This window comes from Mucilaginibacter pedocola, assembly GCF_002013915.1.
Taxonomy (GTDB): domain Bacteria; phylum Bacteroidota; class Bacteroidia; order Sphingobacteriales; family Sphingobacteriaceae; genus Mucilaginibacter; species Mucilaginibacter pedocola.
Window position 1 is genome coordinate 32,462 of record NZ_MBTF01000001.1, and the last position, 23,257, is coordinate 55,718.

At 44.7% G+C, this 23,257-nt stretch carries 21 protein-coding genes and 1 pseudogene; 11 read left to right on the forward strand and 11 right to left on the reverse strand.

The genetic code is table 11. From position 1 onward, the window contains the following. The first annotated feature begins 119 nt into the window (after positions 1-119). The gene (locus tag BC343_RS00215) at positions 120-1,034 is read left to right on the forward strand and encodes a YihY/virulence factor BrkB family protein (protein ID WP_238381680.1); all 915 of its coding nucleotides are present in this window, start codon (positions 120-122) and stop codon (positions 1,032-1,034) included. Here the strand turns inward: BC343_RS00215 and BC343_RS00220 are convergent. The 5 genes and pseudogenes from BC343_RS00220 to BC343_RS00245 form a co-directional block, all read right to left on the reverse strand. Beyond that, positions 1,031-1,357: a cupin domain-containing protein gene (locus BC343_RS00220; RefSeq protein WP_078345708.1), complete on the reverse strand. Its 327-nt coding sequence runs from the start codon at positions 1,355-1,357 to the stop codon at positions 1,031-1,033. The genes BC343_RS00215 and BC343_RS00220 overlap by 4 nt on opposite strands. 245 nt (positions 1,358-1,602) lie before the next feature. After that, positions 1,603-1,977, reverse strand: coding sequence for a response regulator (locus tag BC343_RS00225; RefSeq protein WP_078345709.1), 375 nt, complete (start codon positions 1,975-1,977; stop codon positions 1,603-1,605). Positions 1,978-2,698: 721 nt separating this feature from the next. Next, positions 2,699-4,719 (reverse strand): annotated as a pseudogene (gene mobC / locus BC343_RS00235) (conjugal transfer protein MobC). A gap of 10 nt (positions 4,720-4,729) precedes the next feature. After that, the gene (locus tag BC343_RS00240) at positions 4,730-5,956 is read right to left on the reverse strand and encodes a relaxase/mobilization nuclease domain-containing protein (RefSeq protein WP_078345711.1); all 1,227 of its coding nucleotides are present in this window, start codon (positions 5,954-5,956) and stop codon (positions 4,730-4,732) included. After that, positions 5,941-6,351 carry a hypothetical protein gene (locus BC343_RS00245; RefSeq protein ID WP_078345712.1) on the reverse strand — a complete coding sequence of 137 codons (411 nt, stop codon included), beginning with the start codon at positions 6,349-6,351 and terminating at the stop codon, positions 5,941-5,943. The genes BC343_RS00240 and BC343_RS00245 overlap by 16 nt, the downstream gene beginning before the upstream one ends. Positions 6,352-6,712: 361 nt before the next feature. Between BC343_RS00245 and BC343_RS30905 the strand changes: the two genes are divergently transcribed. The 4 genes from BC343_RS30905 to BC343_RS00255 all read left to right on the forward strand — a co-directional run bounded on the left by BC343_RS30905 (position 6,713) and on the right by BC343_RS00255 (position 9,437). After that, complete coding sequence (locus BC343_RS30905; RefSeq protein ID WP_156088729.1) at positions 6,713-6,874, forward strand: hypothetical protein; 162 nt, start codon at positions 6,713-6,715, stop codon at positions 6,872-6,874. Further along, on the forward strand, positions 6,871-7,335 hold the full coding sequence (locus tag BC343_RS31500; protein WP_238381681.1) for a recombinase family protein: 465 nt from the start codon (positions 6,871-6,873) through the stop codon (positions 7,333-7,335). Before BC343_RS30905 ends, BC343_RS31500 begins: the two co-directional genes overlap by 4 nt. A gap of 9 nt (positions 7,336-7,344) precedes the next feature. After that, the gene (locus BC343_RS00250; protein ID WP_238381682.1) at positions 7,345-8,400 is read left to right on the forward strand and encodes a recombinase family protein; all 1,056 of its coding nucleotides are present in this window, start codon (positions 7,345-7,347) and stop codon (positions 8,398-8,400) included. A 479-nt stretch (positions 8,401-8,879) separates the two neighbouring features. Then, a complete protein-coding gene (locus tag BC343_RS00255; protein WP_143822016.1) occupies positions 8,880-9,437 on the forward strand; it encodes a hypothetical protein in 558 nt (185 codons plus the stop codon). A gap of 228 nt (positions 9,438-9,665) precedes the next feature. Here BC343_RS00255 and BC343_RS00260 read toward each other — a convergent pair whose 3' ends face one another. The 3 genes from BC343_RS00260 to BC343_RS00270 all read right to left on the reverse strand — a co-directional run bounded on the left by BC343_RS00260 (position 9,666) and on the right by BC343_RS00270 (position 14,079). Continuing rightward, positions 9,666-11,864, reverse strand: coding sequence for a TonB-dependent receptor family protein (locus tag BC343_RS00260; protein ID WP_078345714.1), 2,199 nt, complete (start codon positions 11,862-11,864; stop codon positions 9,666-9,668). 103 nt (positions 11,865-11,967) lie between these two features. After that, positions 11,968-12,522: a hypothetical protein gene (locus tag BC343_RS00265; RefSeq protein WP_078345715.1), complete on the reverse strand. Its 555-nt coding sequence runs from the start codon at positions 12,520-12,522 to the stop codon at positions 11,968-11,970. A 39-nt stretch (positions 12,523-12,561) separates the two neighbouring features. Then, positions 12,562-14,079, reverse strand: coding sequence for a hypothetical protein (locus BC343_RS00270; RefSeq protein WP_078345716.1), 1,518 nt, complete (start codon positions 14,077-14,079; stop codon positions 12,562-12,564). A gap of 131 nt (positions 14,080-14,210) precedes the next feature. On the opposite strand from BC343_RS00270, the gene yiaA reads away from it, so the two are divergent. Next, a complete protein-coding gene (gene yiaA, locus BC343_RS00275; protein ID WP_078345717.1) occupies positions 14,211-14,678 on the forward strand; it encodes an inner membrane protein YiaA in 468 nt (155 codons plus the stop codon). Positions 14,679-14,822: 144 nt separating this feature from the next. On the opposite strand, the gene BC343_RS00280 is transcribed toward yiaA, so the two are convergent. After that, complete coding sequence (locus BC343_RS00280) at positions 14,823-15,146, reverse strand: nucleoside triphosphate pyrophosphohydrolase family protein (RefSeq protein ID WP_078345718.1); 324 nt, start codon at positions 15,144-15,146, stop codon at positions 14,823-14,825. A gap of 127 nt (positions 15,147-15,273) precedes the next feature. Here BC343_RS00280 and BC343_RS00285 point away from each other — a divergent pair, with 127 nt between their 5' ends. Further along, positions 15,274-18,975, forward strand: coding sequence for an ATP-binding protein (locus BC343_RS00285; RefSeq protein ID WP_078345719.1), 3,702 nt, complete (start codon positions 15,274-15,276; stop codon positions 18,973-18,975). Between the two features lie 10 nt (positions 18,976-18,985). Here BC343_RS00285 and BC343_RS00290 read toward each other — a convergent pair whose 3' ends face one another. Then, complete coding sequence (locus BC343_RS00290) at positions 18,986-19,333, reverse strand: winged helix-turn-helix transcriptional regulator (RefSeq protein ID WP_078345720.1); 348 nt, start codon at positions 19,331-19,333, stop codon at positions 18,986-18,988. 99 nt (positions 19,334-19,432) lie between these two features. Between BC343_RS00290 and BC343_RS00295 the strand changes: the two genes are divergently transcribed. Further along, complete coding sequence (locus tag BC343_RS00295; RefSeq protein ID WP_078345721.1) at positions 19,433-19,810, forward strand: DoxX family protein; 378 nt, start codon at positions 19,433-19,435, stop codon at positions 19,808-19,810. A gap of 139 nt (positions 19,811-19,949) precedes the next feature. Continuing rightward, positions 19,950-20,324, forward strand: a complete 375-nt coding sequence (locus tag BC343_RS00300; RefSeq protein ID WP_078345722.1) for a response regulator transcription factor — start codon at positions 19,950-19,952, stop codon at positions 20,322-20,324. A gap of 87 nt (positions 20,325-20,411) precedes the next feature. Here the strand turns inward: BC343_RS00300 and BC343_RS00305 are convergent, their stop codons facing one another. Further along, positions 20,412-20,759 carry a bleomycin resistance protein gene (locus BC343_RS00305; protein ID WP_078345723.1) on the reverse strand — a complete coding sequence of 116 codons (348 nt, stop codon included), beginning with the start codon at positions 20,757-20,759 and terminating at the stop codon, positions 20,412-20,414. A gap of 71 nt (positions 20,760-20,830) precedes the next feature. Between BC343_RS00305 and BC343_RS00310 the strand changes: the two genes are divergently transcribed. Both BC343_RS00310 and BC343_RS00315 read left to right on the forward strand, forming a co-directional pair. After that, positions 20,831-21,238, forward strand: coding sequence for a winged helix-turn-helix transcriptional regulator (locus BC343_RS00310; protein WP_202909703.1), 408 nt, complete (start codon positions 20,831-20,833; stop codon positions 21,236-21,238). Positions 21,239-21,446: 208 nt separating this feature from the next. Beyond that, on the forward strand, positions 21,447-23,237 hold the full coding sequence (locus tag BC343_RS00315) for an ATP-binding protein (protein WP_078345724.1): 1,791 nt from the start codon (positions 21,447-21,449) through the stop codon (positions 23,235-23,237). The last annotated feature ends 20 nt before the right edge of the window (positions 23,238-23,257 follow it).

Below are 23,257 nucleotides of genomic sequence, written 5' to 3' on the forward strand. Positions count from 1 at the left end.
TTACCCCGAATATCGTTCAACCTCTCCCCGAAAAACGCAATTTATCAAAAACCGACTCTGGAGCTATGGCACTCAAAAATTATCTAACAAGAAAATCTTTTAAAAACGGCTTTACCATTATGAAAGCGGCCTTTAATGGTTTTAGTGATGACCTCGCATTGAAATATAGTGCATCGTTGGCCTACTACACCATCTTTTCATTGGCACCGCTACTATTGTTGCTGATCTCGTTGGCAGGGCTGGTTTTGGGCAAAGACGCTATACAAGGTAAGATATTTCATGAGATCAATGGACTGGTTGGCAATGACGCGGCTAAACAGATCCAGGATATGCTTAAAAATTTGCAAACCAGCGGGAAGTCGACTATATCGGTTATTATCGGTGCCGTTACGTTGATACTCGGTGCCACCACGGTTTTTGGCGAGATACAGGAATCGATCAATATCATCTGGCAGGTTAAGCCAAAACCGAAGGTCGGCTGGATCAGGCTCTTAAAGAACCGCTTGCTGTCCGGCTCCCTCATTGTTGCCATTGGCTTTTTGCTTTTGGTCTCATTAGTGGTCAATGGCGCATTGTTAGCTGCCAGTTATTACTTGAAACATTTCTTACCCGCGATAACCGTTACATTCTTCAACGTTCTAAATGCGTTGATCAGCTTCACTGTGATCGCTGTTTTATTCGGAGTGATTTTCAAGGTATTGCCCGATGCTAAAGTTCGATGGAAAGATGTTCGGTCAGGGGCATTATTTACAGCCGTATTGTTCATGATCGGGCGTGTTATTATCGGTATATATATCGAAAAAAGCGGAACCAGTTCTACTTATGGCGCTGCAGGCTCACTGATCGTCATCCTGCTTTGGGTATATTACACCGCCGCTATTCTGTATTTCGGAGCCGAGTTCACCCGTGCATATGCTGACTTTTATGGAGTGAGGATAGAACCAGCCGAATTTGCAGTACATGTAGAGCAAAAGGAATCGGAGCAAAACGTGGCGGTCGTGCCGCCTAAACACGAGATCGGTAAAAGCAGTTAATACACAAATACCGTTTCTATAGCGGCGTGCTCTATGGTCAGGTTTACACTGCGTTCTCCCTTGGGGCGGGTTCTATGCAGTATGCCCTTAGATATAGTTATGGCCATACCAGCCGAGAGTTCGACGGCTGCTTTCTCTGTCTCTACTACAAGAATTCCTGCGGAACCTATAAAGGTTTCGTCAGAATTCGGGTGGTAATGCCAATCATATGGCAAGGTCATGATGGACAAGCGTATTACATGGTCATTAAGCTGGCCCACGGGCTTGTTCGTATAGGCATCAGTTATCGTGCTGGCAAATTCAAGCGGATCTATCACTTCCATAATTATATTTTTAATTTCATGATATAAATTTTAGGAGCACGCTTTCACTTTAACTTATTAGCGAGTTCTAAACCTAGAATCGTATAACTTTTTGTTGGTTCACTAATGTTAAGGAAACATTCTGCCCCTGCGCAGGAAGACTCAAATTATCTATTACAGTATTCATTTTTAAACAACTATGGCCCTGAAGGCACACTTTAAACCTGATCTTAATAAAGCTTAATAGAAAAGCCGGCGTAATTATTTCAGGCAGCTCCCCGGTCCACGGTATCTTGGATAAGCTGAATAAATTCGTCGTTACTTTTGAACGGTTTTTGAATAAAAGCGTCAGCATCGCACAACCGGGCCCGCGCAGCGAGGTCCGCTAGACCTGACATCAGCACGATCGGAATATTGTGTCGATTCGCCTGAATCCTTTTTAGAATTATACAAATAGTATGGCCACTGATAGATGGTAAAACTTCATCCAATATGATACAATCGGGGCATTTTTCAAGAATTTCTTCAGGTGTTGAGAGCTGCCGGAAAGGAATTACGGTGCATCCGGCGTTTTCAAGTATGTTGGAAACGCATTCCAAAAAATCCACATCGTCATCCAGGACAAGTATACGTTTATTCATAAGGCGTGAGGTTCAATAGTTGTGCCAATATTCGCGTATATTTCAGCTGGTATTCGTTCTTTGGAGAGGCCAACAATAGATTCAATCAATCAAATCGCATTACTGTTTTCATCGATCGTACATCTATGCAAAATACAGCCCTTTATACTTACCAAGTAAAACGCCTCTATTGTAGTTTCGGGCCGGCACGCAAAAAAATCGACGGAGTTCTTCTAAAGGCGAAGATTCAACTCATCACTATTTAAATAGGACAGCATTTTAGTTACAACTACCTCATTCACATTTTTCCTTGTATAAAAATGGCAACCAAAAACGATCATTCCTAAAAATGAGGTCATGCCATTCCCAAATGAGCCACGGTTTTATTGTGAAGACCCTATAGAGCCTATTATCATTTTTGTTTTTTTCTGGATTTTGATATAAGTATACCGCGTAGCGCCTTATGACATATTCGTAATTGAACCCTTTTCCACATTCCTCGGAAATGATGAAACTACCATCAATATTGCTGTATGTATAATTTTCTTTTAATAAAAAATTTATGGGCGAATAGTTGGTTAGCAAATACACCAGGGCAAGCCCTTTAACAAATCTCCCGACAGTGACATGTTTGATTTTTTTTAAGTACATAATTTAATGATTTATGATCTTTTGGTTTTCTATGATATGATTTTTATCAAGGAGGTTATATGTTACCACTAAATCGTGTTTAGCGAATGCTTCAAAGTGAGAGGCTTTTTTTATTTGTGTTATTCCGCTTTTTTCCCCTGCCCGATGCCTGTTCTTTTTCCGTATTTGTACCCGGCTTCGGCCGATTAGCCAATTCCTCCGCGATCAACTCACGGATGTCTTCTTTGATCCGTTTGTAATTCTCCATGATTTCCTCCTCGGTAGGAGTGCGAATATCCGGTAACGGTTTGTAAGCGGCCTCTTCTCTGGCAATGACCGCATGGTCGTTGATGATCTCGTTATGAAATACTTTCAGGTCGATCTTGTTATTGGGTTCGTCAGCCATCATTCCTACAAATTCTCCGGATGACAAGGTCGAGATACGGGACGGCGTGATAGCATAATCCAATTGGGTAGACTTACTCACGCTGGTGTCAGAACTGTTAATGGACAAACTTTCCTTGACCTGGTTGATCTTCCCGAAACGTTCTGATAACTGCTTGGCCGTATCACCGGTAACCTGCCCGCTGATAACATTGCCGACAATATTCATGATGACCTCCGCCTGCTCGCGTCCATAGTCTTTCTTCAGCTGGCTATAATCCTGGATGCCCAACGTGGTCGCCACTTTATTGGAACGCGCCGTTGCGATGAGGCCGTCAATATTATTCAGGAACACGGTCGGGAACTCATCGAAGATCAGGCTGCTTTTTAACTGGCCTTTCTTATTAACCAGTTTGATCATCCTGGAAACATACAAAGACAACACCGCGCCGTAGGTCTGCACTTTCTGCGGGTTATTGCCTACGCAGATGATCTTGGGTTCATCAGGGTTATTGATGTCCAGTGTAAGATCATTTCCCGTCAACACGTAATAGATCTTCGGCGATGATAATCTACCTAACCCGATCTTCGCGCTGGCGATCTGCCCCTCCAGCTGATCTGTGGCTTCATTGATAAATGCTGAAATAAAGGGATTGACCAATACTTCGATCTCCGGCTCCATTTGCAATACCCGAAATAGCTGGTCATAGTCCGCCTGGATCAGTTCGATGACATGCGGCAGGGTGCAATATCTGCCATCCTTATATTTTCTTAAATACCAAATGACAGCGGTGACAAAGTTGATTGGTGATTCGACAAAGAAATCACCCTGCTTCCGTATCCATTCCCGGTTGAGCCCTAAAAGGATCGTCCTGCTGGATTCTGCGGCATCGGTGATATCCATCATCCCCTCCGGGTCAAGCGGGTTGCAACGGTGTTTTGGTTGGTCTAAATCGATGACAAAGAAACCCGGCTTTACTTGGTAATTTTTATAGTACTGGCGCAAGGCGTTGTAGGCGATGAGGGTAAGGTCAGGCATTTTAAAATCATACAGGAACATACTGAACCCCTTCTGAATATGCTGGCGGATGACATGCCGGATAACAAAATAGGTTTTGCCGGCGCCGGGTGTACCGATCACCAGCAATCCCCGGAACAGGTTGACAAAGTTGATCCAGCTGGCCCGGACCTTCCCTTTAAAGGTATAACGGGCGGGTAGGTTCACTGAATATTCATTGTCGATCAATCTTTCCTCCTGGGGAAAAGTTTCGTTTTCGTTATTGAAAATATCTTTGCCGAGGTTGATCTTCAATAAACGGGATAACCGGGTTCCACCCGTCAGAATCAATAGGTAACCGGTCATCGTTACGAAGATATAGATGATGGCGACCTTATGTGCCGTAGCGGAAATATCCAGGCAGAAATGGCTGAGGCCATAAAGCAATAGCCCACATAGGGAATAGGCGATGATACGATCCCTGCTTATCTTTTCCTCTTTGCGCCCTTTCGCCCCAATCAGCGAAACAGCTAGTAAAACAAGTGCCGATAATTTACTCCAAAGTTCGCTCTGAAAAATTGGTAGTCTGCTTAAGTTTGCCAGTAACCGGTCTGTTAATTGAGCGGTGAGCTGCCATTCCTTAAACGCTGTATAACAGAACAGGAAAAGTGGATGCCTAAGATCACCAGGCTGAACAGCCTGGTCATGTCTATGATCTTGCGTAGGGCCTGGATATTCTCTCCGGTTTGCATAATGCTTTATTTAGATGTTTAATTTCTTTTTCTTGCGGCGCTGTATCTTCACCAGGAACGGACCTGACCGTTCGATCGGAGCCAGCAAAGCTTCTAACGGGTTCGATGTTGACCGGTGCCCATTGTCATTTGACAATGGTTCTTTTGACATTTGTAAAGTATTGCTTGTCAATTGTTGTGTACGCTCGGGACGGAATTGATCGGTAATCGCTTTTGCCGTATAAGATTTGCCCAGTTCACTGCCGTTGAACACCGCCTTTTTCCAGTGGTCTACAAAGGTGATCCCATAAGTTTGCCCCATGTCGCTTTGCCGGAATAGAACTGCGATACCATGTTTTTGCAGGGCATTGGTAAACGCTCGCCGAGTGAGGTAATGCATCTGGAGCACCCTGTCAATCCTGTCTTTTACGGATGGCTTGAATTCCTGCCGGTTCTCCCTGTTTTTCTCAAATCGTTTTTCAAGGTTATGCAGTGTGGGTTTGGCGTATAAGGAACTGGCTTTGATCGGCACACCAACTTTTCCGCCATTTGCATCCAATAAGCTGTACATCAACCCGCGCTTCTGAAACATGATACTGTCTGCTGCGCCACGGTCGGCGGCCACATTAAACTGTTTAAGTACTGCGTTCAATTCGGCAAGGGAAGCAAATTTGTAATTATCGATCACTGCATTCAAAGTGTTGCTGATCGCCCGCTTGGTGGGGATTTTTCCATAACTAACTTTTTCAATGTCGATGGCCTTGATCGCAGGTTCGGGTTTGCACTGTTTCCCTTTTGCTTTAACCAAGTCAAATTCTTCTTCTATCGCCTTTCGTGCAGCTTCCGATCGTTGCCAACCAATGCCATGTAGGTTTATGGCACTGCTCTTTGGCTGAATATTCGTGGTCACCACATGCAGGTGGTCATGGGCAGCATCGTGGTGGCGGTAAGTCAGGTAGGGCTGGTCTCCAAAACCGATCTTATCCATATACACCATGGCGATCCTTTGCAAGGTCTCCTCTTCCAGTTTCTCTTTCACATCAAAATTCAGGGAGATGTGAACTGTATTGGTTTTGACGCTTGGTTTGAGCGATATCAGCTTTTCAAAACGGGCGAGCTTCTGGTTAAACTTTAGCTGCTCGATGTTACCCGCAAACCCACTGGCCAGAATCAGTTCTGCTTTTCCCGCGGTCACCTTACGTTCATTATAATGCAAGGCTCCGCGCAGGTTCTTGCCGGTCTTTATTCTTGCAACCATTTTTGTGCGAGCTGGTTGATGATGTGTAGCAGGTCTTCAGTTTTTCCATCGACCTGCCTGTAAAGTTTGACCACTTCCGCCATAATATAGTTAGTGGGTTGCTGCTTCTTGCTGGCGATATGATACCCTTTCGTCAGTTGGTTGATATTGATCCCGATGGCTTTCAATTCTTTGCGGACTAATGCCAGTTCCTCCATGAACCGATCGAGCGTAACATCCCTGTAGAATAGCGTGATCTTTTCCGTGCTCAGGAGTTTCCGCGCTACTTCCCCGACAGTATGACAATCGCTTTCCTTGCTGATCTTATCCAACCGATCGAATGCCTTTTTGGTCAGTCGCGTTCGGATAAAATGCGTCAGCACTTGCTCCTGATCTTTATACTTTTTGCGGGGCATTTGTTGCAGTTAATTACATCCGGCAAAGGGGCAAGTTCCGCCGCCCCTGGTTTTCTTGTGGCAACAAGCAAAGTGATTTTCGTGGACGAAAATACATCTTTGCTGGGCGCACGGGCGACCTGCGGCAAGCCTGCCAAAAGCCGATTTGACTATGGTTAATACACTGATTTAATTAATGATCTATTAGTGGGATGGGTTAACCCGCATCTTGGTCAGGCGGCTTTTTGATCTGTTGTTTCATAGCGTTTTATCTCCGCCAAAGTTGGTCGATGCGTCGTTAAGCCTTTCCCCTGCTGTTACCGGCAGGGGTAAAGTTTCTTCCCGTTGCAGGGACTTTTGCTTCATATCAAATGTTGAGAATATGGAGATAGAACACTATAATAACAAGATGCTTGCACCTGAAGTTGCAGTACAATTACTTGCTAGAAATGGCATCAATATTAGTGCAGATGAGGCCAAAAAAGTCTTGGAATTGCTATATTTTTTAGTTAACTTGTCTATAGATCAAATAGTTAACACATGAAAGTTGCAGATTTATACGTGCGTGTAAGCACAGATGAACAGGCTGATAAAGGCTATTCGCAACGTGACCAGGAGGAACGATTGCGGCGTTATTGTGAGATCAATTCAATAACAGTTCACAAAGTGATCTTTGAAGACCACTCGGCCAAATCCTTTGAGCGGCCTGCTTGGAACAAATTACTTGCCGAAATCAAAAGGACAAGGGGCAAACGTAACCTGATCCTTTTTACTAAATGGGATAGGTTCAGCCGAAATGCCGGGGATGCCTATATGATGATCAGCTTGCTTAGGAAATTGGGTATCGAGCCGCAGGCTGTTGAACAGCCGCTTGATCTGACCATTCCTGAAAACAAAATGATGCTGGCCTTTTACCTTGCCGCTCCCGAAGTGGAGAATGACCGCAGGGCATTAAATACTTTTTATGGCATGCGCCGGGCAAAAAAAGAAGGGCGGTGGATGTAATCTGCTCCTGTGGGTTATAAGAACGTCGTATCTGAAACGGGGAAGAAATATATCGCGCCCAATGAACCTAAAGCTACCATCATGCGATGGGTATTTGAGGAAATCGCCAAAGACAATTGGCCTTTAGAACACATCCGTAAAATGGCCAATAAAGAGGGATTGAAATGTGAACGGATGAATTTTTGGCGATTGGTGCGCAACCCCGTGTATTGTGGCAAGATCATTATCCCACAGCACAATGATGAGCAAATGAGGTTAACCGATGGACAGCATGAACCATTAATCACGGAAACACTATTTTACGAAGCGCAGGATGTTTTAGAGGGGCGCAAAAGAAAAAAAGCGGCATTACAGGTGTCTTTAGATGAATTGCCTTTACGAACGTTAATAAGCTGTCCGGGTTGTCACAGGATGCTTACAGGAAGTAAATCTAAAGGGAAAAGATTGCATTACTACTATTACCACTGCGTTTGCGGTGTGCGTTTGAGTGCTCCAAAATGCAATGACCTGTTTATTAAAAAGCTTGACGAATACGCCGTTCGTCCCGAAGCCGTTGACCTCGTAATTGCGGTAACAACCCAAGTATACAAAAGTCGAACACATAACGATGTTGAGGCGAAAAAAATGATACTTGCCGACATCGAGAATAACACGCAAAAGATTGCTAAAGCCCGGACTTTGTTACTGGATGATAGTATCGATGCGGATGATTTCAAGGCCATAAAAGCGGATTGCGAAGCACAAATCGATCGTTTAGAAGCCAAAATGGCCAATATGAAAGAAAATCCGTTGGCTAAGATGAACATCAATATATTGATCGAGAAAGTTATAAAAGGCTTCGTAGGGCTTACTGAGCGGTTCAAATTTGCTGACATCAAAAAGAAACGTCAGATGGTGTGTTCATTATTTCCTGAAAAACTGCTTTTTGACGGCGAAGCATATCGAACACCCCGACCGAACTTGGCTGCTGAAGCTATTTTACTGATTAACAATGTGTTGAGTGGAAATAAAAAAGGGAAAGAAGACTATTTAAAATCTCTTTCCCTTATGGTAGCCCTTAAGTGAATCGAACCCCATTTATGTAATCTTTAGATTGATCAAAGCCTTCAATTGTTTCATTAAATGGTTCGAATTAAGCCCAGTGTGGGGAATAAATAAAGTTTTAATAGCTTATTCCCCAGAATGGGCTCGAATTATTTAGGATCGCCAGCGATTTGTTTTAAATTCTCAATAAAATGGTTCGAAAAAAGTCCAATAGGGTTCACTAACAAAATGCAGATAATTATATAATTATCTGCATTTTGTGTTTAAGAGTTTTCCTTTAAGGAGTTTCTTCATTTCGCAAAGTCACAAAATTTGAGAATTTTAAGCTGAAATTATCGGTTCAATATTCTGCAAGGTTTCGAGTTGAAAGAACTTTCATTAGGTCAGTTTATGGCTAGCCTAATAATGATAGTATCATTAACAAAATGTCTACATAGGTGTCACTATTAATTTAGGCGATAAATTTTCAATTGGATAAAAAAAATATAATCAATAAATATATGCAATCAATACTAAAAGTGCTTGATCCATCAGATATGCGCATATTAAAGCATATTTACATTATTGCGGATGGCAAACATGGGGACTATCATTTGGCCAGTTTAATTTATCTTCGCAAAGCAAGTGAGAATTACAAGATTATTGAGGGGCAACAAGAGGAAATAAGCGATTTCGAGAACTTATTCAACGAACATCCGAAACAAGAAAACTACCCAGTAGATGTCGTTGACTCACTTGTTATTAATGCTGTTAAAAATGCTTACCCTAAATCTATTGTGAAAGGAGATATAGTAGTATTTAATTCAGATGTTGAGAAAATCCAAATTTTAAAAAATCGCAGAATCAAACAAGTTTATCTAAATATAACCCCTAATATAGCGGATTTGTATAATGATTTACCGAAGCTTCGTAGTATGAGTTTTTCTGGTTTGGATATCCCCTTGAATATTTATACGGACTATAATCCTAATAAAATTTCCCACTTGCGTTTTTTTGCCAAGTATAAATTGGATGATGTGACCGCTATTGAGGATTTTAAAGAAGTTGAATTTGTTTAACAAATGCGATAAACTCAGAGAGATTTGATGCATGCCATTTCCAATCAGGTTGGTGAAGCTTTTGGAAATCAGATGTAAGCAGCATGTGTTGTGAAAAAGCGTTGCTAAGTTGTACGTTCCAAATTGCCTTTTTTAAACAAAACAGCCCTGAAAATGGAAAGCTTCAGGGCTGTTTTGTTAATTCCCATGCCGCTGATTTAATCGGTATGGCTTTACTCTACGCTCTTTCTATAATTTTATACCAATGGTTGCAGAAATCGTTCTGCCGTCAGACGACCATACGCCCGGGCCGGGATAAAACTGCGGCCTTTTGGTAAAGTATTTCTTGTCAAAAGCGTTATTTAAGTTCAATCGTAGATTTAAGCTGCTGCTTAAGCGCACCTGTGCATTCAGGTCGAAGATATTGTATGATGGTACCAAGCCGGTAGAGCCCGCTGCGTTAGGCGTCACTGTGTTCAGCGCATCTGCAAATGTTTTTGATGTATAGCTATGCAGGGCAGTAATGCTATACCTGTTAAACTTTAGCGTAGCACCATTGCGGCTTTGCCAATCGGGTGCGCTTTCTACTTTGTTGCCGCTTACATCTACATTGGTATTACCCGAGCGTATGGCTGCATTTTGATAAACGGCGTTCATGTAAGCTGTTGATGTGAAAAGCGTAAGCGAGGTTTTGTTGTTCAGCTTCAGGTCTGTTTGCACAAACATCTCTACGCCGTTGTTGATAGAGTTGCCTATGTTGGTACGGTAGATGATATCCTGGCCGGCATCGTTCTTCAATGCCACGGTACCCAGCCTGTTTTTGTAAAGCAGCCTGAAGTAGTTTACATCCCAGCTTAATACTCCCCACGAGCCCCTGAATCCACCCTCAAGATTGTAGCCTCTTGCATCTTTTAGGTTCTTGTCGGATACCTCGAACACCGAGCCGGGGATAATATCCTTAAATATTACAGGTCGGTAGGCCTGCGACCAGCCACCATATAAATTAATGGCATTGCTTAGTTTGTATTGCGTGTTTACACCCAACAGCGCAAAATGGTGCTTGATGGTGTTGGGCACATCAGCAGGGTCGTAATAGCTGATAATACCCGTTAAGTCAGACTGGCCGCGCTCCACACGCACACCGGTGTTAAGGCTCCATCTCGAGGTGATGCCCCATTTGTTTTCGGCGAAGGCTGCTTTGTTCTCGCTTTTAAGGTGCATATCGCGGCCAAAGCCTGGTGTAACCAGTGTAAGGTCGTAATCGCTGCCGGTTGTGCCCTTGCCTTGTTGCTGGCGGTGCAGGTCGTTGTTCATATACAGTAAGCCGCCGGTAATGGTATTGTTCATGCCCAGTAGGCCGTAGCTATGCAAGATGCGAAACTCCGAAGTATAACTGTTAAAGTGGTCGATATCTACCTGTCGGTTATTGTACTGGTAGGTTTGTTTGTTAATAGTATCGGGCACGTTAGCCAACCTATCGAACATTACGCTGTTGCGCGAGCCTATGATAGCCGATGTGGTGAGCAAAACGCGCGTGTTTTTGCCCGGCTGCCAGTCGAGCGTAAGCGAAGGGATATTGATAATAGGGTTGTAATAGTTGCGTGCGCGGGTAGACATTTGCGGGTCCTGGTTAAACATGGCATCAGTTAAAGGCCCCGCAAGGTGTATGGTATAATCAGACCGTGTCCATTCGGCTTTTAGTAACAAATTAGGCGAGAACTGGTAGAACAACGAGATGTTTTGGGCATTATATTTCGAGTCGCTGTTGTCGCGGTAGCCATTATTGCTCTTGTTGTTAAACCATGCCATGTAGCTAAACTTTCCCACTTTGCCGCTTATGGCGTTATAAGTGCTCAGCAATCCGTACGAGCCTACTGTGTTTATGCTTTCGAAAGAAAATGGTTTTTCTGAAGGTTGTTTGCTGATGTAATTCATCAACCCGCCAAACTGCGCGCCGTATTGCAACGAACCTGCACCACGCACCAGCTCTATACGCTCAACGGCTTCCATTGGGATGTTGTAGTGGCTGGCTGGGTAGCCGTAAATGTCAGAGTTGGTTATAATACCGTCTTTACGGATATTAAACTCCCAGCCACGGTGCGGGTCGAGGCCGCGGGTGGCTATGTTTACCTGGTTGCCTGTTCCATCCATATCGTAAACAAATACGCCCGGTATTTTAGCATAAATCTGCCTCGCATATTTCTCGGTTACGGCTGCATCAAGGTTGGGTACTTTTATTACCTCGTTCTTTTTACCTAAGTATATAAAAGTACCCTTAATGCTATCCAATCGGGTTATGTTGCCGTTACGTTTAATCTCCGAAACAACTACTTCTTTAAGTATGGTGGTAGTATCTTTCTTTACAGAGTCTTTCGCGGTTTTTTGTTGTGCCTGTGCTGCGTAGCTAATACATAATATAGCCAGCAACATTTTATAAAAATGTTTCATTTGTGTATGTCCTTAAATTTTGAGGGGTAAAAAAAATAGCAGCAGCCTGACGCATCCTTGTGCGGAGGTATTCATCAAAATTAAAGCTGCATGTTTTTGAGTATTAACCTAAAAATTCGGGAGGTTGGCCGCCAACGGAAATGAAAGGATCTGATAAGCCTGTTTTAACCGGCTTAATAGTTAAAGGGGCAAGTTCTTCAAAGGCTGCAAACTGGTACGTATCCACCGGCGCGTTGTATTTAACATCCGAGCCTGCTTTTTCGGTAGAACCGTCCTGGTTTTTATCGCCCTGGGGTATATCATTTATATGTTTGGCATAAATGATATTCTTTTTTATCAGCCTGGTTTTCTCATAGTTTTGTATCACCATCAGGTAAAGCGTATCGCGGGTTACCTTTAGTTTTACATAATTATAGCAGGCATTTTTTAGCTGCACCTGCCCGTCTATATTTTTATAATCGCCCCAGGTTTCGGTAATACCGGGGAGGTGTTGGGCAATTTTTACTTCAATCAGCGCATTGGGGTTGTAAAGGTTTTGGCTGAGGAGTTCGTTCATCCGTTTATCGGTACGGTATTCCTGGTAGCGTTGCAGCAGCAAATATCCGCCTGCATTAAACAGGTGGGCACAAAGCAATACTATTACCAAAAACCGTTTCAACTAACAATGGGATTATACAATTACAAATTTACCTAAAATTCAACAGTTGTCAAAGTGGTGCTCATGGTGTTTGTTCGAAATGATACCCAGCGCAATCTCATAAGCCGTCTTTTTCTCCCATCGCGCTATTAGCCAGGCAATAAAATTCAAGGTGAAAATATCGTTGCTTCCTTCGGTATCTAATAAGCCTAAAACCGATTTGCGGTAAGCAGCTTCATGTATTAAATCCGGTTTCATCAGATGTTTTTCTACTAATTTCAGGAATTGTAGCACGCGTTGTTCTGATGTTTTGACCAGGTACTTATTGTATCGCCGCCTGAAACTGTTGAGGCGCGACATGGCCGGCTCTATATTGCCGAATTGTGCCTGCACCAATATCTCCATCAGGTTTTTGCGGATTATCCATAGCATGCCCATGTGTTTCTCGTACCAGGCATCGGTGCGGGTAAGCAGGCTTAGCTGTTTTAAACTTGCCCGGTTATTGGTTAAGGCTAAAAACATGGCCAGGCAAATGCGCAAGTCTTCTGTGTCTTCGGGTTTTGCTTTTGCTTTTTTATCTGCGAGGGGCTGTTGCAATAAAGCTATAGCATCATCTGCCCGGCCATTGTAGAAAAGGTTTAGTGCGGTAAGCAGCTGGTGGCGTGAATAATACTGTGCATGATAGCGGTTATCTATCGCCATTAATTCTGCCATAGCTGCGAGGTATGATGTACTTCGGGCAAAGTCTTTTTGCCGAAGGTAGAAATTGGCCAAAAAGTACAATATGCCAATGTGATGGAAGGTATAGGCGTGCTTTTTAAGCGACTGGCTTTGTATAAAACTGCCTGCCTGCGCCACAAAGCGCTCTATCAACGCGTAGTTCCGCTGTATATCGGCATATTCGCTGGCTATAAATAGGATCTGGTAAACTGATTTATAGGTCATAAGTTCCTCCATAGCAATCCGGTATTTGCGGATGGTGGTTATCACCAAATCAGTCAGGTTTACTATCTTCCCTTGCAGATGTATCTGCTGTAGTCCCTGCCGCAAAAACGCGTAGGCTATGTTAAGCTTCGCCTCGCGCTGCATGGCCTGCTGGTTTTGCGTAAAACGTGTTGTTAATGCGTCCAGTGCTTCGGCGCCCGGCAAGTGGGCATACTGTAGTTTTAGCAACAAAAGCTCGTTCAGCAAATTGAATTGCTCCAGCTGTATGGCCAGCCGCTCGGCCTTGTCCAGGCATTTGAAGGCTATTTTGGGTATATCATTTTCCAATAAAAATCGCGCCACAACCACCAGTCTTAAAGCATCGTAGGTGTCGGAATTGTTGCTCTCAAAAGCTTTTTGCGATAGGAATAAAAGCAGGTTATCTTGCAATCTTTTACGCAGTGCATGGTAAGCATCGTTGTTTTTTTGCGAATTATAGAGCTTATTTGTGCTATTGATATCGTCAGTTTCTATCAATTTAAGTAACGCCAGGTTTTTTACATCTGTTCGGGTATTCTTTTCTTTTAAAAACTGCTTGAATAGTTTCTTTTCGTTGCTGTTTAACAGTTTAAGTAGCTCGGAGATAGCGTCCATATTTGTGCAGATAGATACCTAAAGGTAGATAAAAATTGGTTTTTATATCGTCAGTATTTAAGATAATATGAATTGTTTGGTTTCGGCGGTGTGCCCACTTTTGCTTCCATATTAATCAAAACAAAAACAACATGGAACCGCTACAAAACAGAACTGAAGGAAATTCGATCGCAATTAAAAATGGTGATAAAACCCGTAACCCGTTTAAACCTACCGGCGCATTTATAGGCGCATCGTGGTTTGCCTTATTGGCCGGTGTGGTAGGTTATTGCATAGGCCTTTGGAACGCCGATATGCAACTGAACGAGAAAGGCTATTACTTCACTATTTTATTATTCGGCTTGTTTGCCGTTATATCGGTACAAAAAAGTGTGCGCGATAGGGCAGAAGGTCTCGCCGTTACCGATTTATATTACGGCCTGAGCTGGTTTGCTACCATTGCCGCAATGGTACTGTTAACCATCGGCTTGTGGAACGCCGGCCTGGCCCGAAGCGAAAAAGGCTTTTACGCTATGGCATTTTGCCTAAGCATGTTCAGTGCCATTGCCGTGCAAAAAAATACCCGCGACGCAAAATTGTTTGAGGATAAAGAGCTGTAACGTAGCGGTTGCCGCCCCGCAGCGCTCGCCCCGGCGAGCCTGCGGGGTTATTTAAATGTGTATTTACCTAAACCTTATCAGAGCCTTTGGCCGTAAAGCCAAGGGCTTTTTAATTGGTCCCGCCAACCGTCTCAAAATTTAAGTTTACCCGGCCAATAGGTTTTCCGTTTTTGTCAAAAACTTTTCCAAGGCTTCGTTAATATCTATGCCTGTTCTGTCCGCCAAAACAATCAGCCACCAAATGTTTTCGCCAAGTTTGTGTTCCAGTTCGGTTTGCGAATTAGCTTTTGGCCAGCGCTGTTGTTGCGACATAATGTTTCTGCCCACCAAACCGGCGTCGGTAAGGTAGGCCAGGGCATCTTCTTCCACCGTCCATTCGCTGCCGTGATGGGTGGTTTCTAAAGCGTGATATTTTTCTCGTATTGCCAATGATCGGCGTACGATCTCGTCTAAATTATTGTTCGTCATGGTTTGTTGTTTGTATAGAATCTTAGATGGAATTTATCCTGGTCAAAAGTAAATCTTTCGTTCACATTACCTCGTCATAATATATCGCCGTATTATCTATCTTTACTGCCTAACCGGGGCAAACCGCATGAATTTACGAGAGCAGGAAAGTACGGAACAATTTTTATCGGGCGGGGGCGAAATGGGGAAACTCATTCGTTCTATGGATTGGTCGCAAACCGCCTTGGGGCCAATTGAAGAATGGCCGCAAAGTTTGCGTACATCTGTCAGCCTTTGCCTGTCCTCTACTTTTCCTATCTTAATTGCCTGGGGACCCGAAACCATCCAAATTTATAACGATAGTTACCGCCCTATTTGCGGTGCCAAACATCCCGAATCCATGGGGATGAACTTCCGTATCTGCTGGGAAACCGCTTTGGTGGTAGTGGGTGATGCCTTTACCCGCGGCGAACATGGCGAAGGTACCTATATAAACGATCAGCGCATGATGCTGGACCGTTATGGATACCTCGAAGAAGCCTTCATGACTTTCTCGTTCGCGCCCATCAGGGATGAATCGGGCGGCGTGGGCGGTATCTTTCACCCAATAACCGAAACCACGGTAAAAATGCTGAGTGGCCGCCGCACACAAGCCCTGCGCGATTTGGGCGCAGCTATTGGCAAGGCAAAAACCGTAGAGGAAATAGGCAGCTTTACCGCCGCCAAATACGAAGAATATAACCTCGATATCCCTTTCCTGCTTTTTTACCAATATAACGATGGCGTAGCAACGCTTATAAACGCAGCCGGTATTGCGCCGGGAACTGCTTTAGCACCAACGGAGATAAACCTTACCGACGGGCAAAGCTGGCCGCTTGCCACAAGCCTGGCATCGGGCGTTATGGAAATTATGAGCGATATTCCGCAACGCTTCGGCAGTTACAGCTGCGATCCGTATGAAGAAGCGCCGCATACTGCCGTAATATTGCCCGTTAAGCTCTCGGGCCAGGAAGAGCCTTATGGCTTTATGGTTGCCGGCGTAAGTGTCCGCCGTGCGTTGGATCAGGATTACCTTAACTTTTACGATCAGCTTGCCAATACTTTCAACACGGCGGTATCAAACGTATACGCCTACGAGCAGGAGCAAAAACGTGCCGAAGCACTGGCAGAGATCGACCGCTCTAAAACCGCGTTCTTTAGTAATGTAAGCCACGAGTTTCGTACACCGCTGACGCTGATGCTTGGTCCGCTGGAAGATATATTGGCCAAAACAGAACTGCCGGACAATCTTAAAGACCCGATAGAATCTACCCATCGTAACGCGTTGCGCTTATTAAAACTGGTAAATAATTTATTGGATTATAGCAGGGTAGAGGCGGGCCGTGCGCAAGCCGCCTACCAGCCGGTAAACCTTGCCGAACTCACCGCCGACCTTGCCAGCAGCTTTCGCTCTATTATAGAAAAAGCCGGTATGGCGCTCCATGTACTGGTAGAGCCCTTGCAATACCCCGCTTACGCCGACAGGCAGATGTGGGAGAAGATCGTACTCAACCTGCTTTCCAATGCATTTAAATACACCTTGAAAGGTACAATATCGGTAAGCCTGCAGCAGGCGGGTAAAAATGCCGTGCTTGAGGTGCAGGATACGGGCGTAGGGATACCCGAAAAAGAACTGCCGCATATGTTCGAGCGTTTTCACCGGGTAGAAAACTCTGCCGGGCGCACACATGAGGGTACCGGTATAGGTTTGTCGCTGGTACACGAACTGGTACAATTGCATGGCGGCGAAATATCCGTAGAAAGTATCGAGGGAGAGGGCAGTACCTTTACGGTGGCCATTCCCTTGGGCAAAGCACACCTGCCGCAGGAGCATGTTATAGAAGGCGCTAAGGATATCGATTCTACCGCCATGAAGGGTGCTTTTATCCAAGAGGCTTTCAGCCTTTTGCAGGAAAGCGCGCAAGTTGGAAATATTGCAGGTACTGTAGCCGCAACGGGCGACGTTACCACCCACCAGGACTTTTCGGAAACGCGGGATACCAAAATACTGATAGTTGATGATAACGCCGATATGCGCGCATACCTCAACCGTTTGCTCGAGCCTTATTTTACTACCGCCGTTGCCATAAACGGCGCAGATGCTTTGCAAAAAATACACGACCTGCAACCCGACCTGGTGCTGAGCGATATTATGATGCCGGTGATGGATGGCAAGGCCATGCTGGAGATACTACGCAAATCTAACGATACCATGCGCCTGCCGGTTATATTCCTGTCGGCCCGTGCAGGCGAGGAAGCACGTATAGATGGATTGGAGGCCGGTGCCGACGATTACCTGGTAAAACCCTTCTCGGCTGCCGAGTTGCTTACCAAAATAAGGGCGCAGATAAAAATTACTAAAACCCGCAGCCACGCCGAGCAACAACTGCGTAACCTGCTCACCGAAGCACCGGTTGCTATGGCCATTTACCGCGGCCCTTGGCACACCATCGAGTTTGCCAATACGCGTATGTTGCAATATTGGGGTATTACGGCGGCAGAATCTTTCAGTCGGCCTTTGTTGGAAGTGGTGCCCGGGCTTAAGCAACAAGGTTTTGGTGAAATAATGGATAATGTTTACCGAACAGGCGAACGCTTTATTACGGGCGAAATACCTGTAACCATCACCAAAGCAGGTAAAGACGAGATTACTTACATACACCTTACCGTAGAGGCACTGCGCAACGAAGAGCAGCAGGTAACCGGCATGATAGCCGTGGCTGCCGACGTAACCGGGCAGGTGCTTTCCCGTCAGGAGTTAGAAAAGGTGACCGATACCCTAAAATTATCTATGGATGCCGCTAATCTTGGCCACTGGCGTACCGATTGGGGAACCGATAACCTTATAGTATCAGACATTGCGCGCAACATCCATGGTATACCTTTGGGTACCGATCTTTCTTTTGATGAAACCCTTAGCGTAGTGGTACCCGAGCATCGTGAACGCTTTTTGCAGGCCGTATTATCGGCCGTAGAAACCAAGGGGCGTTTTAGCGAAGATTACCAGATACAACCCTTTGACGGCGGTAAACGTAAATGGCTTAACTCTACCGGCAAGGTGGAACTTGATAAAAATGGAGAGGTGATAGGTGTTATCGGCACTATACTGGACATCACCGAATCTAAGGAAGATGATTTGCGCAAAAGCGATTTTATTGGCATGGTGAGCCACGAATTGAAAACGCCTCTTACCTCACTCAGCGGGTATGCCCAAATGCTGAGCCTGCACGCACGCCGAACCGACGATACCTTTGCCAAAGACAAATTGGAAAAGGTAACTACGCAGGTTAAAAAAATGACCTCGATGATCAACGGCTTCCTGAATGTGTCGAGGTTGGAGTCGGGTAAGATAGCGCTCAAAAAATCGCTGTTCGATGCGAATGCCCTTGTTGCCGAAATAATAACTGACGCAGAGCTGGATATTACCGGTTACGAGGTCGAGTTTACCCCGGGCGGGCAAATTACAGTGAATGCCGACCGCGATAAAATAGGCACCGTGCTGTCTAATTTATTCAGCAATGCGATCAAGTACTCGGGCAAGGGTAAAAAAATAACCATAAGCACCCAAAGCAGCGATGGCGAATTAACCATTTGCGTTCGCGACGAGGGGATGGGCATAAAACCGCATGACCTTGAAAAACTCTTCGATCGTTATTATCGGGTTGATAACCAGGATACCCAATACATCGCCGGATTTGGTATCGGCCTATACCTGAGCGCCGAAATAATTGAACGGCACGAGGGGCGAATTTGGGTGGAAAGTACCGTAGGTGTGGGCTCAGCCTTTTACTTTAGCTTGCCTTTAAGCTAAAGTAAAAGCACTATTGGCTTTCTGTTATTCTTTTGCGGTGATTCTGTCCCCAGCGTATCATCGCGTCTATCACTTCTCTTAACGTTCCGGCATATTCGGTTGCCGTGTATTCTACCGTTACCGGTTTGGTATCGCATACCTTGCGGGTTACCAGTTGGTTCATTTCCAGTTCGTGCAATTCTTTTGAGAGTATTCTCGGCGATATGCCCGACTCGCGCGAGAGCTGCCCAAAACGCTGCGTGCCCTGATTTATCAGGATAGATAATATCAGCAATTTCCATTTGCCGTTAACTACGTATAGCGTGTCCTGTATGGCGTTGTGCACGTTATTGCACTGCGATTCGTCCTGATGTTTCATGATACTATCCTATATGTAACTACTTACCATTAGGTAATTCATTACAAATATACCCTATTAAAGCTGAACCTTTGCTTTGTAAATTATAGCATAAAAAAAATGAAAGAATTAACAAAAGCAAGGAATATTACCGGCTGGTTGCTCAGCTGCATAATTGGATTGATGCTGGCGGCATCGGCATTTGATAAAATAAGAGGCAGCGAACATGCCCTGCAAATGGGGGCATCGTTCGGGCTTTCTGCAGGCGCATATGCTGTACTTGGGATAATTGAACTGGTATCAGTTGCCTTGTTCGTTTACCCGAGGACAGGCGTTTTAGGCCTGTTGCTGCTATCCTCGTACTTCGGCGGTGCCATTGCCACGCATCTGCAACATCAGCAAAATATCGTTTTCCCGATGGCTATTGAAGCGCTGGTTTGGATAGCCGCCGCGGTTAGGTTTCCCGAGTTGACGGGCAGGTTAGGAGGGAAACTTTAATTAATCTGCGGTTGACTTTCAGCCTATTTATAGCGATGGGTTTCAAACCCATCGCTATACGAATATGTGCAGTTGAGCATCTTAAAATTAATTATCCCCAAACCCACTGTTTTGGCTTTTAATTTGCATTGTGCCAAATATGAGAAACAAGGTATTGGTAATTGAGGATGAGCCTATAATTGGCGAGATGATGTGTATTTTACTGGAAATGGAAGGCTATAAAGTAGTCAGCCTGAGCGATACTGCCTGGGCCAGGCGAAAACTGGAAGCAAATGATATAGCCTTAGTAATGCTCGACCTTAACCTGGGTGGCGAAAATGGCCAAAGCATGTGTAGCTATATCAAACAACAGCCCGATTTTAAAGACATCCCCGTAATACTGGTATCCGGCAGTACCGACCTCGAAAAAATTGCCGCCGACTGTGGTGCCGACGACTACCTGGCCAAACCTTTCGACCTGAAAGATTTTGTGAGCAAGGTGAATAAATGGACAGGAGCAGGGGCTGCGGCGTAAAATTCTGCTACTATCATCAAAATATGTTTCTTCGTTGTCACCGCAGGGTTTCCCGATAAGGGACCCTGCGGCATGCTTTTACTCCCTTCAAAACACATCCTGCCCAACCGTCAATAAATTACTATCCGGGTCTAAAATAGAGAACTCCCGCATCATCCATGGTTTGTGCTCTAAGGGGCCAACTTTTACATCCTGCAGCTTTACAAACTTAAAAAAGCCGTCGATGTCATCGGTTCGGATGTACACCTGCCCGTAATTCTCCTTTGGGTCGAGCGCTGCAAACTCGAAGAAGTGTATCTGGATATTATCTTTCTCCACCATCAGGTAACCATCGTAATCGCCGCCGTATTGGGTAAAACCCAGTTTGTTGATATAAAAATCGCGCGTAATGGCTTTGTTGCGCATGGGGAGTTTTGGGTTGATGGAGGTAAGCATGAATAGTGTTGTTTGCAAACAAACCTAAAATATTAACTTGTTATTTGCAAGTTATTTTTGCATTTTTGAGTGTGAAGAAAATTAAATATCGTTCGGGTTCGCCCGTAAGTTCGGCGCTTGATATTGTAGGCGATAAGTGGTCGCTGCTTATTATTTGGGATATGATGGTGAAAGGAAAAAATACCTACAACGAACTCCTGAAATCCGACGAGAAGATAGCCACCAATATACTGGCCAACAGGCTGGCGATGCTGGAAGCAGAAGGTATACTCAAAAAGGAAGAACACCCCGAAAGCAAAGCAAAAATACTTTACAGCCTTACACATAAGGGAATAGAGCTGCTGCCGGTTTTGGTAGAACTGTTGCTTTGGGCAAATGCCTGGCTGCCCGTAGATGAAGGTTCCGAAAATTATATCGCCGCTTTAAAAAAGAATAAAGAGGCTTTTGTGAAGAAGGTGATGGAGGATATGAAGAGGTAATTTACGTTTGTAACAACTAAGTTATATATGGTGTAACACATAATTTATTGTAACCATTTGCCTTAATTATCGGTATAAATAAATATTACGAAAAAATATTGCTCGTTTTCTGCTTTTTATTGCTGATAATGAGCGTATTTTGAAATAATATTTTTGCAGATTAGTGTTTTAGTTAACACGCTGCCGCATCAACCTTAACTTACTGCCAATGGAAACCCCGATTTCCGTTTTCAATTTTTCCCTAAAAAAGGTATTGGGTATGGAGCCCGATAACCTGAAGAAAGCGCGCATTAAAATTGTGTACACTATTTTATTGCTGTCTATCCTCAAAATAGTGGTGTTGTTGCCTATGGTGCATCAAACCATACAACAGGGCCAATTATACCGTGTTATAGCAGCTTTAGTGTTGTATGTTGGCCTTGCCAAATACCTGTTATATAAGCCCGCGCATATTGGTATCATCTCGCACGGCATGATCATTACCGGCGTTATTGCCATTTGGGCAAACCTGCTGCATTTTCAGCAGGGCGTAAACTTGGTTACCCTGCAGTTTGTATTTATGGTAACCTTTGTGAGCTATTACCTTATCGATAGCCGTTACGCTATTATTTACAGCATATTTTCTATAGCGCCGCTGATGTATATTTTGGCTACATCGGGAAGGGATAAATGGGAGGTTGGCTTTGTGCCACAGGAACTGCCCTCACCGGGTTTCGAAACCATTGTGTTCATGAATTTTTGTACCATGGTGCTGGTGCATTACCTGTTTTATTGCGCTTTTAGGGCTAACGTTACAGAGAAGGAAGAGCTGAACAAACAACTGGAAGCCCAGGTAGCAGAAACCAAGGCCCTGGCCGAATCGCGCTCAGTGTTCCTCTCTACCATGTCGCACGAGTTGCGCACGCCGCTTAACGCCGTTATAGGCATGGCCAATTTGGTGAAAGATACCGCCACCGAAGAGCAAACCGAAAATTTAGATATCCTGGAGTTTTCGGCCATGAGCTTGCTTACGCTGGTGAACGATATTTTAGATTACAACAAAAGCGAGAACGATAAGATAGAACTGGAAGCCATACCGGTTAGCCTTCCCGATATGCTGCATAAAGTTTGTAGCGGGCTAAAATTAAAAGCATCCGAAAAAGGGCTGGATATTATTTTGGATGTTGACGACCGCCTGAAAAGCAACTGGGTAATGACCGATCCCACACGCCTTACCCAAATTGTTTACAACCTTGTAGGCAACGCCATTAAGTTTACCGAGAGGGGCAGGGTGAATATCCGGGCCACGGCAATGGCGGCAACAGAAGAGTACATTCCTGTGCAATTTACCATAGCCGATACCGGTATAGGCATACCGCTGAACAGGCAGGAAGCTATATTTGACCCATTTACGCAGGCCTCGGCAGAAACTACAAGGCATTACGGCGGCACCGGTTTAGGGCTGGCCATTGTTAAGCGACTGCTCAAATTATTTGGAAGCGATATTGGCCTGCAAAGTAAACCGGGGTATGGTTCAACATTCACCTTCAATATTAAGTTCGAGTTGTACCATGGCGCAATAAACCCAATCACGGTTAAGCCCGCAACCGCGAGTACCCTTGAAGGCCTTAGCGTGCTGATAGCCGAAGATAATCCTATCAACTCGCTGCTGCTGGTAAAATTACTCACCAAGTGGAATGCCATGTGCGTAGTAGCCGTTAACGGTAGAGATGCGGTAGAGAAGCTAAAGCAAAGTAGTTTTGATGTAGTGCTGATGGACGTGCACATGCCGGTAATGGATGGTTACCAGGCCACCAAACTCATCCGCGAACTGCCCGACCCGGTGAAGGCACGTGTGCCTATATTTGCGCTTACGGCATCGGTAGCGCACAACATCAGCGGTAAAGTGGCGCTATCGGGCATGAACGATTATCTTACCAAACCTTTCCAGCCGGCCTTGCTGTTCCAAAAACTGGCGCCGCTGAATAAATTCCGCGAGGGTAGCGTAATGGTTGGCTAAGTTTTTGCCGGGTAAGCACT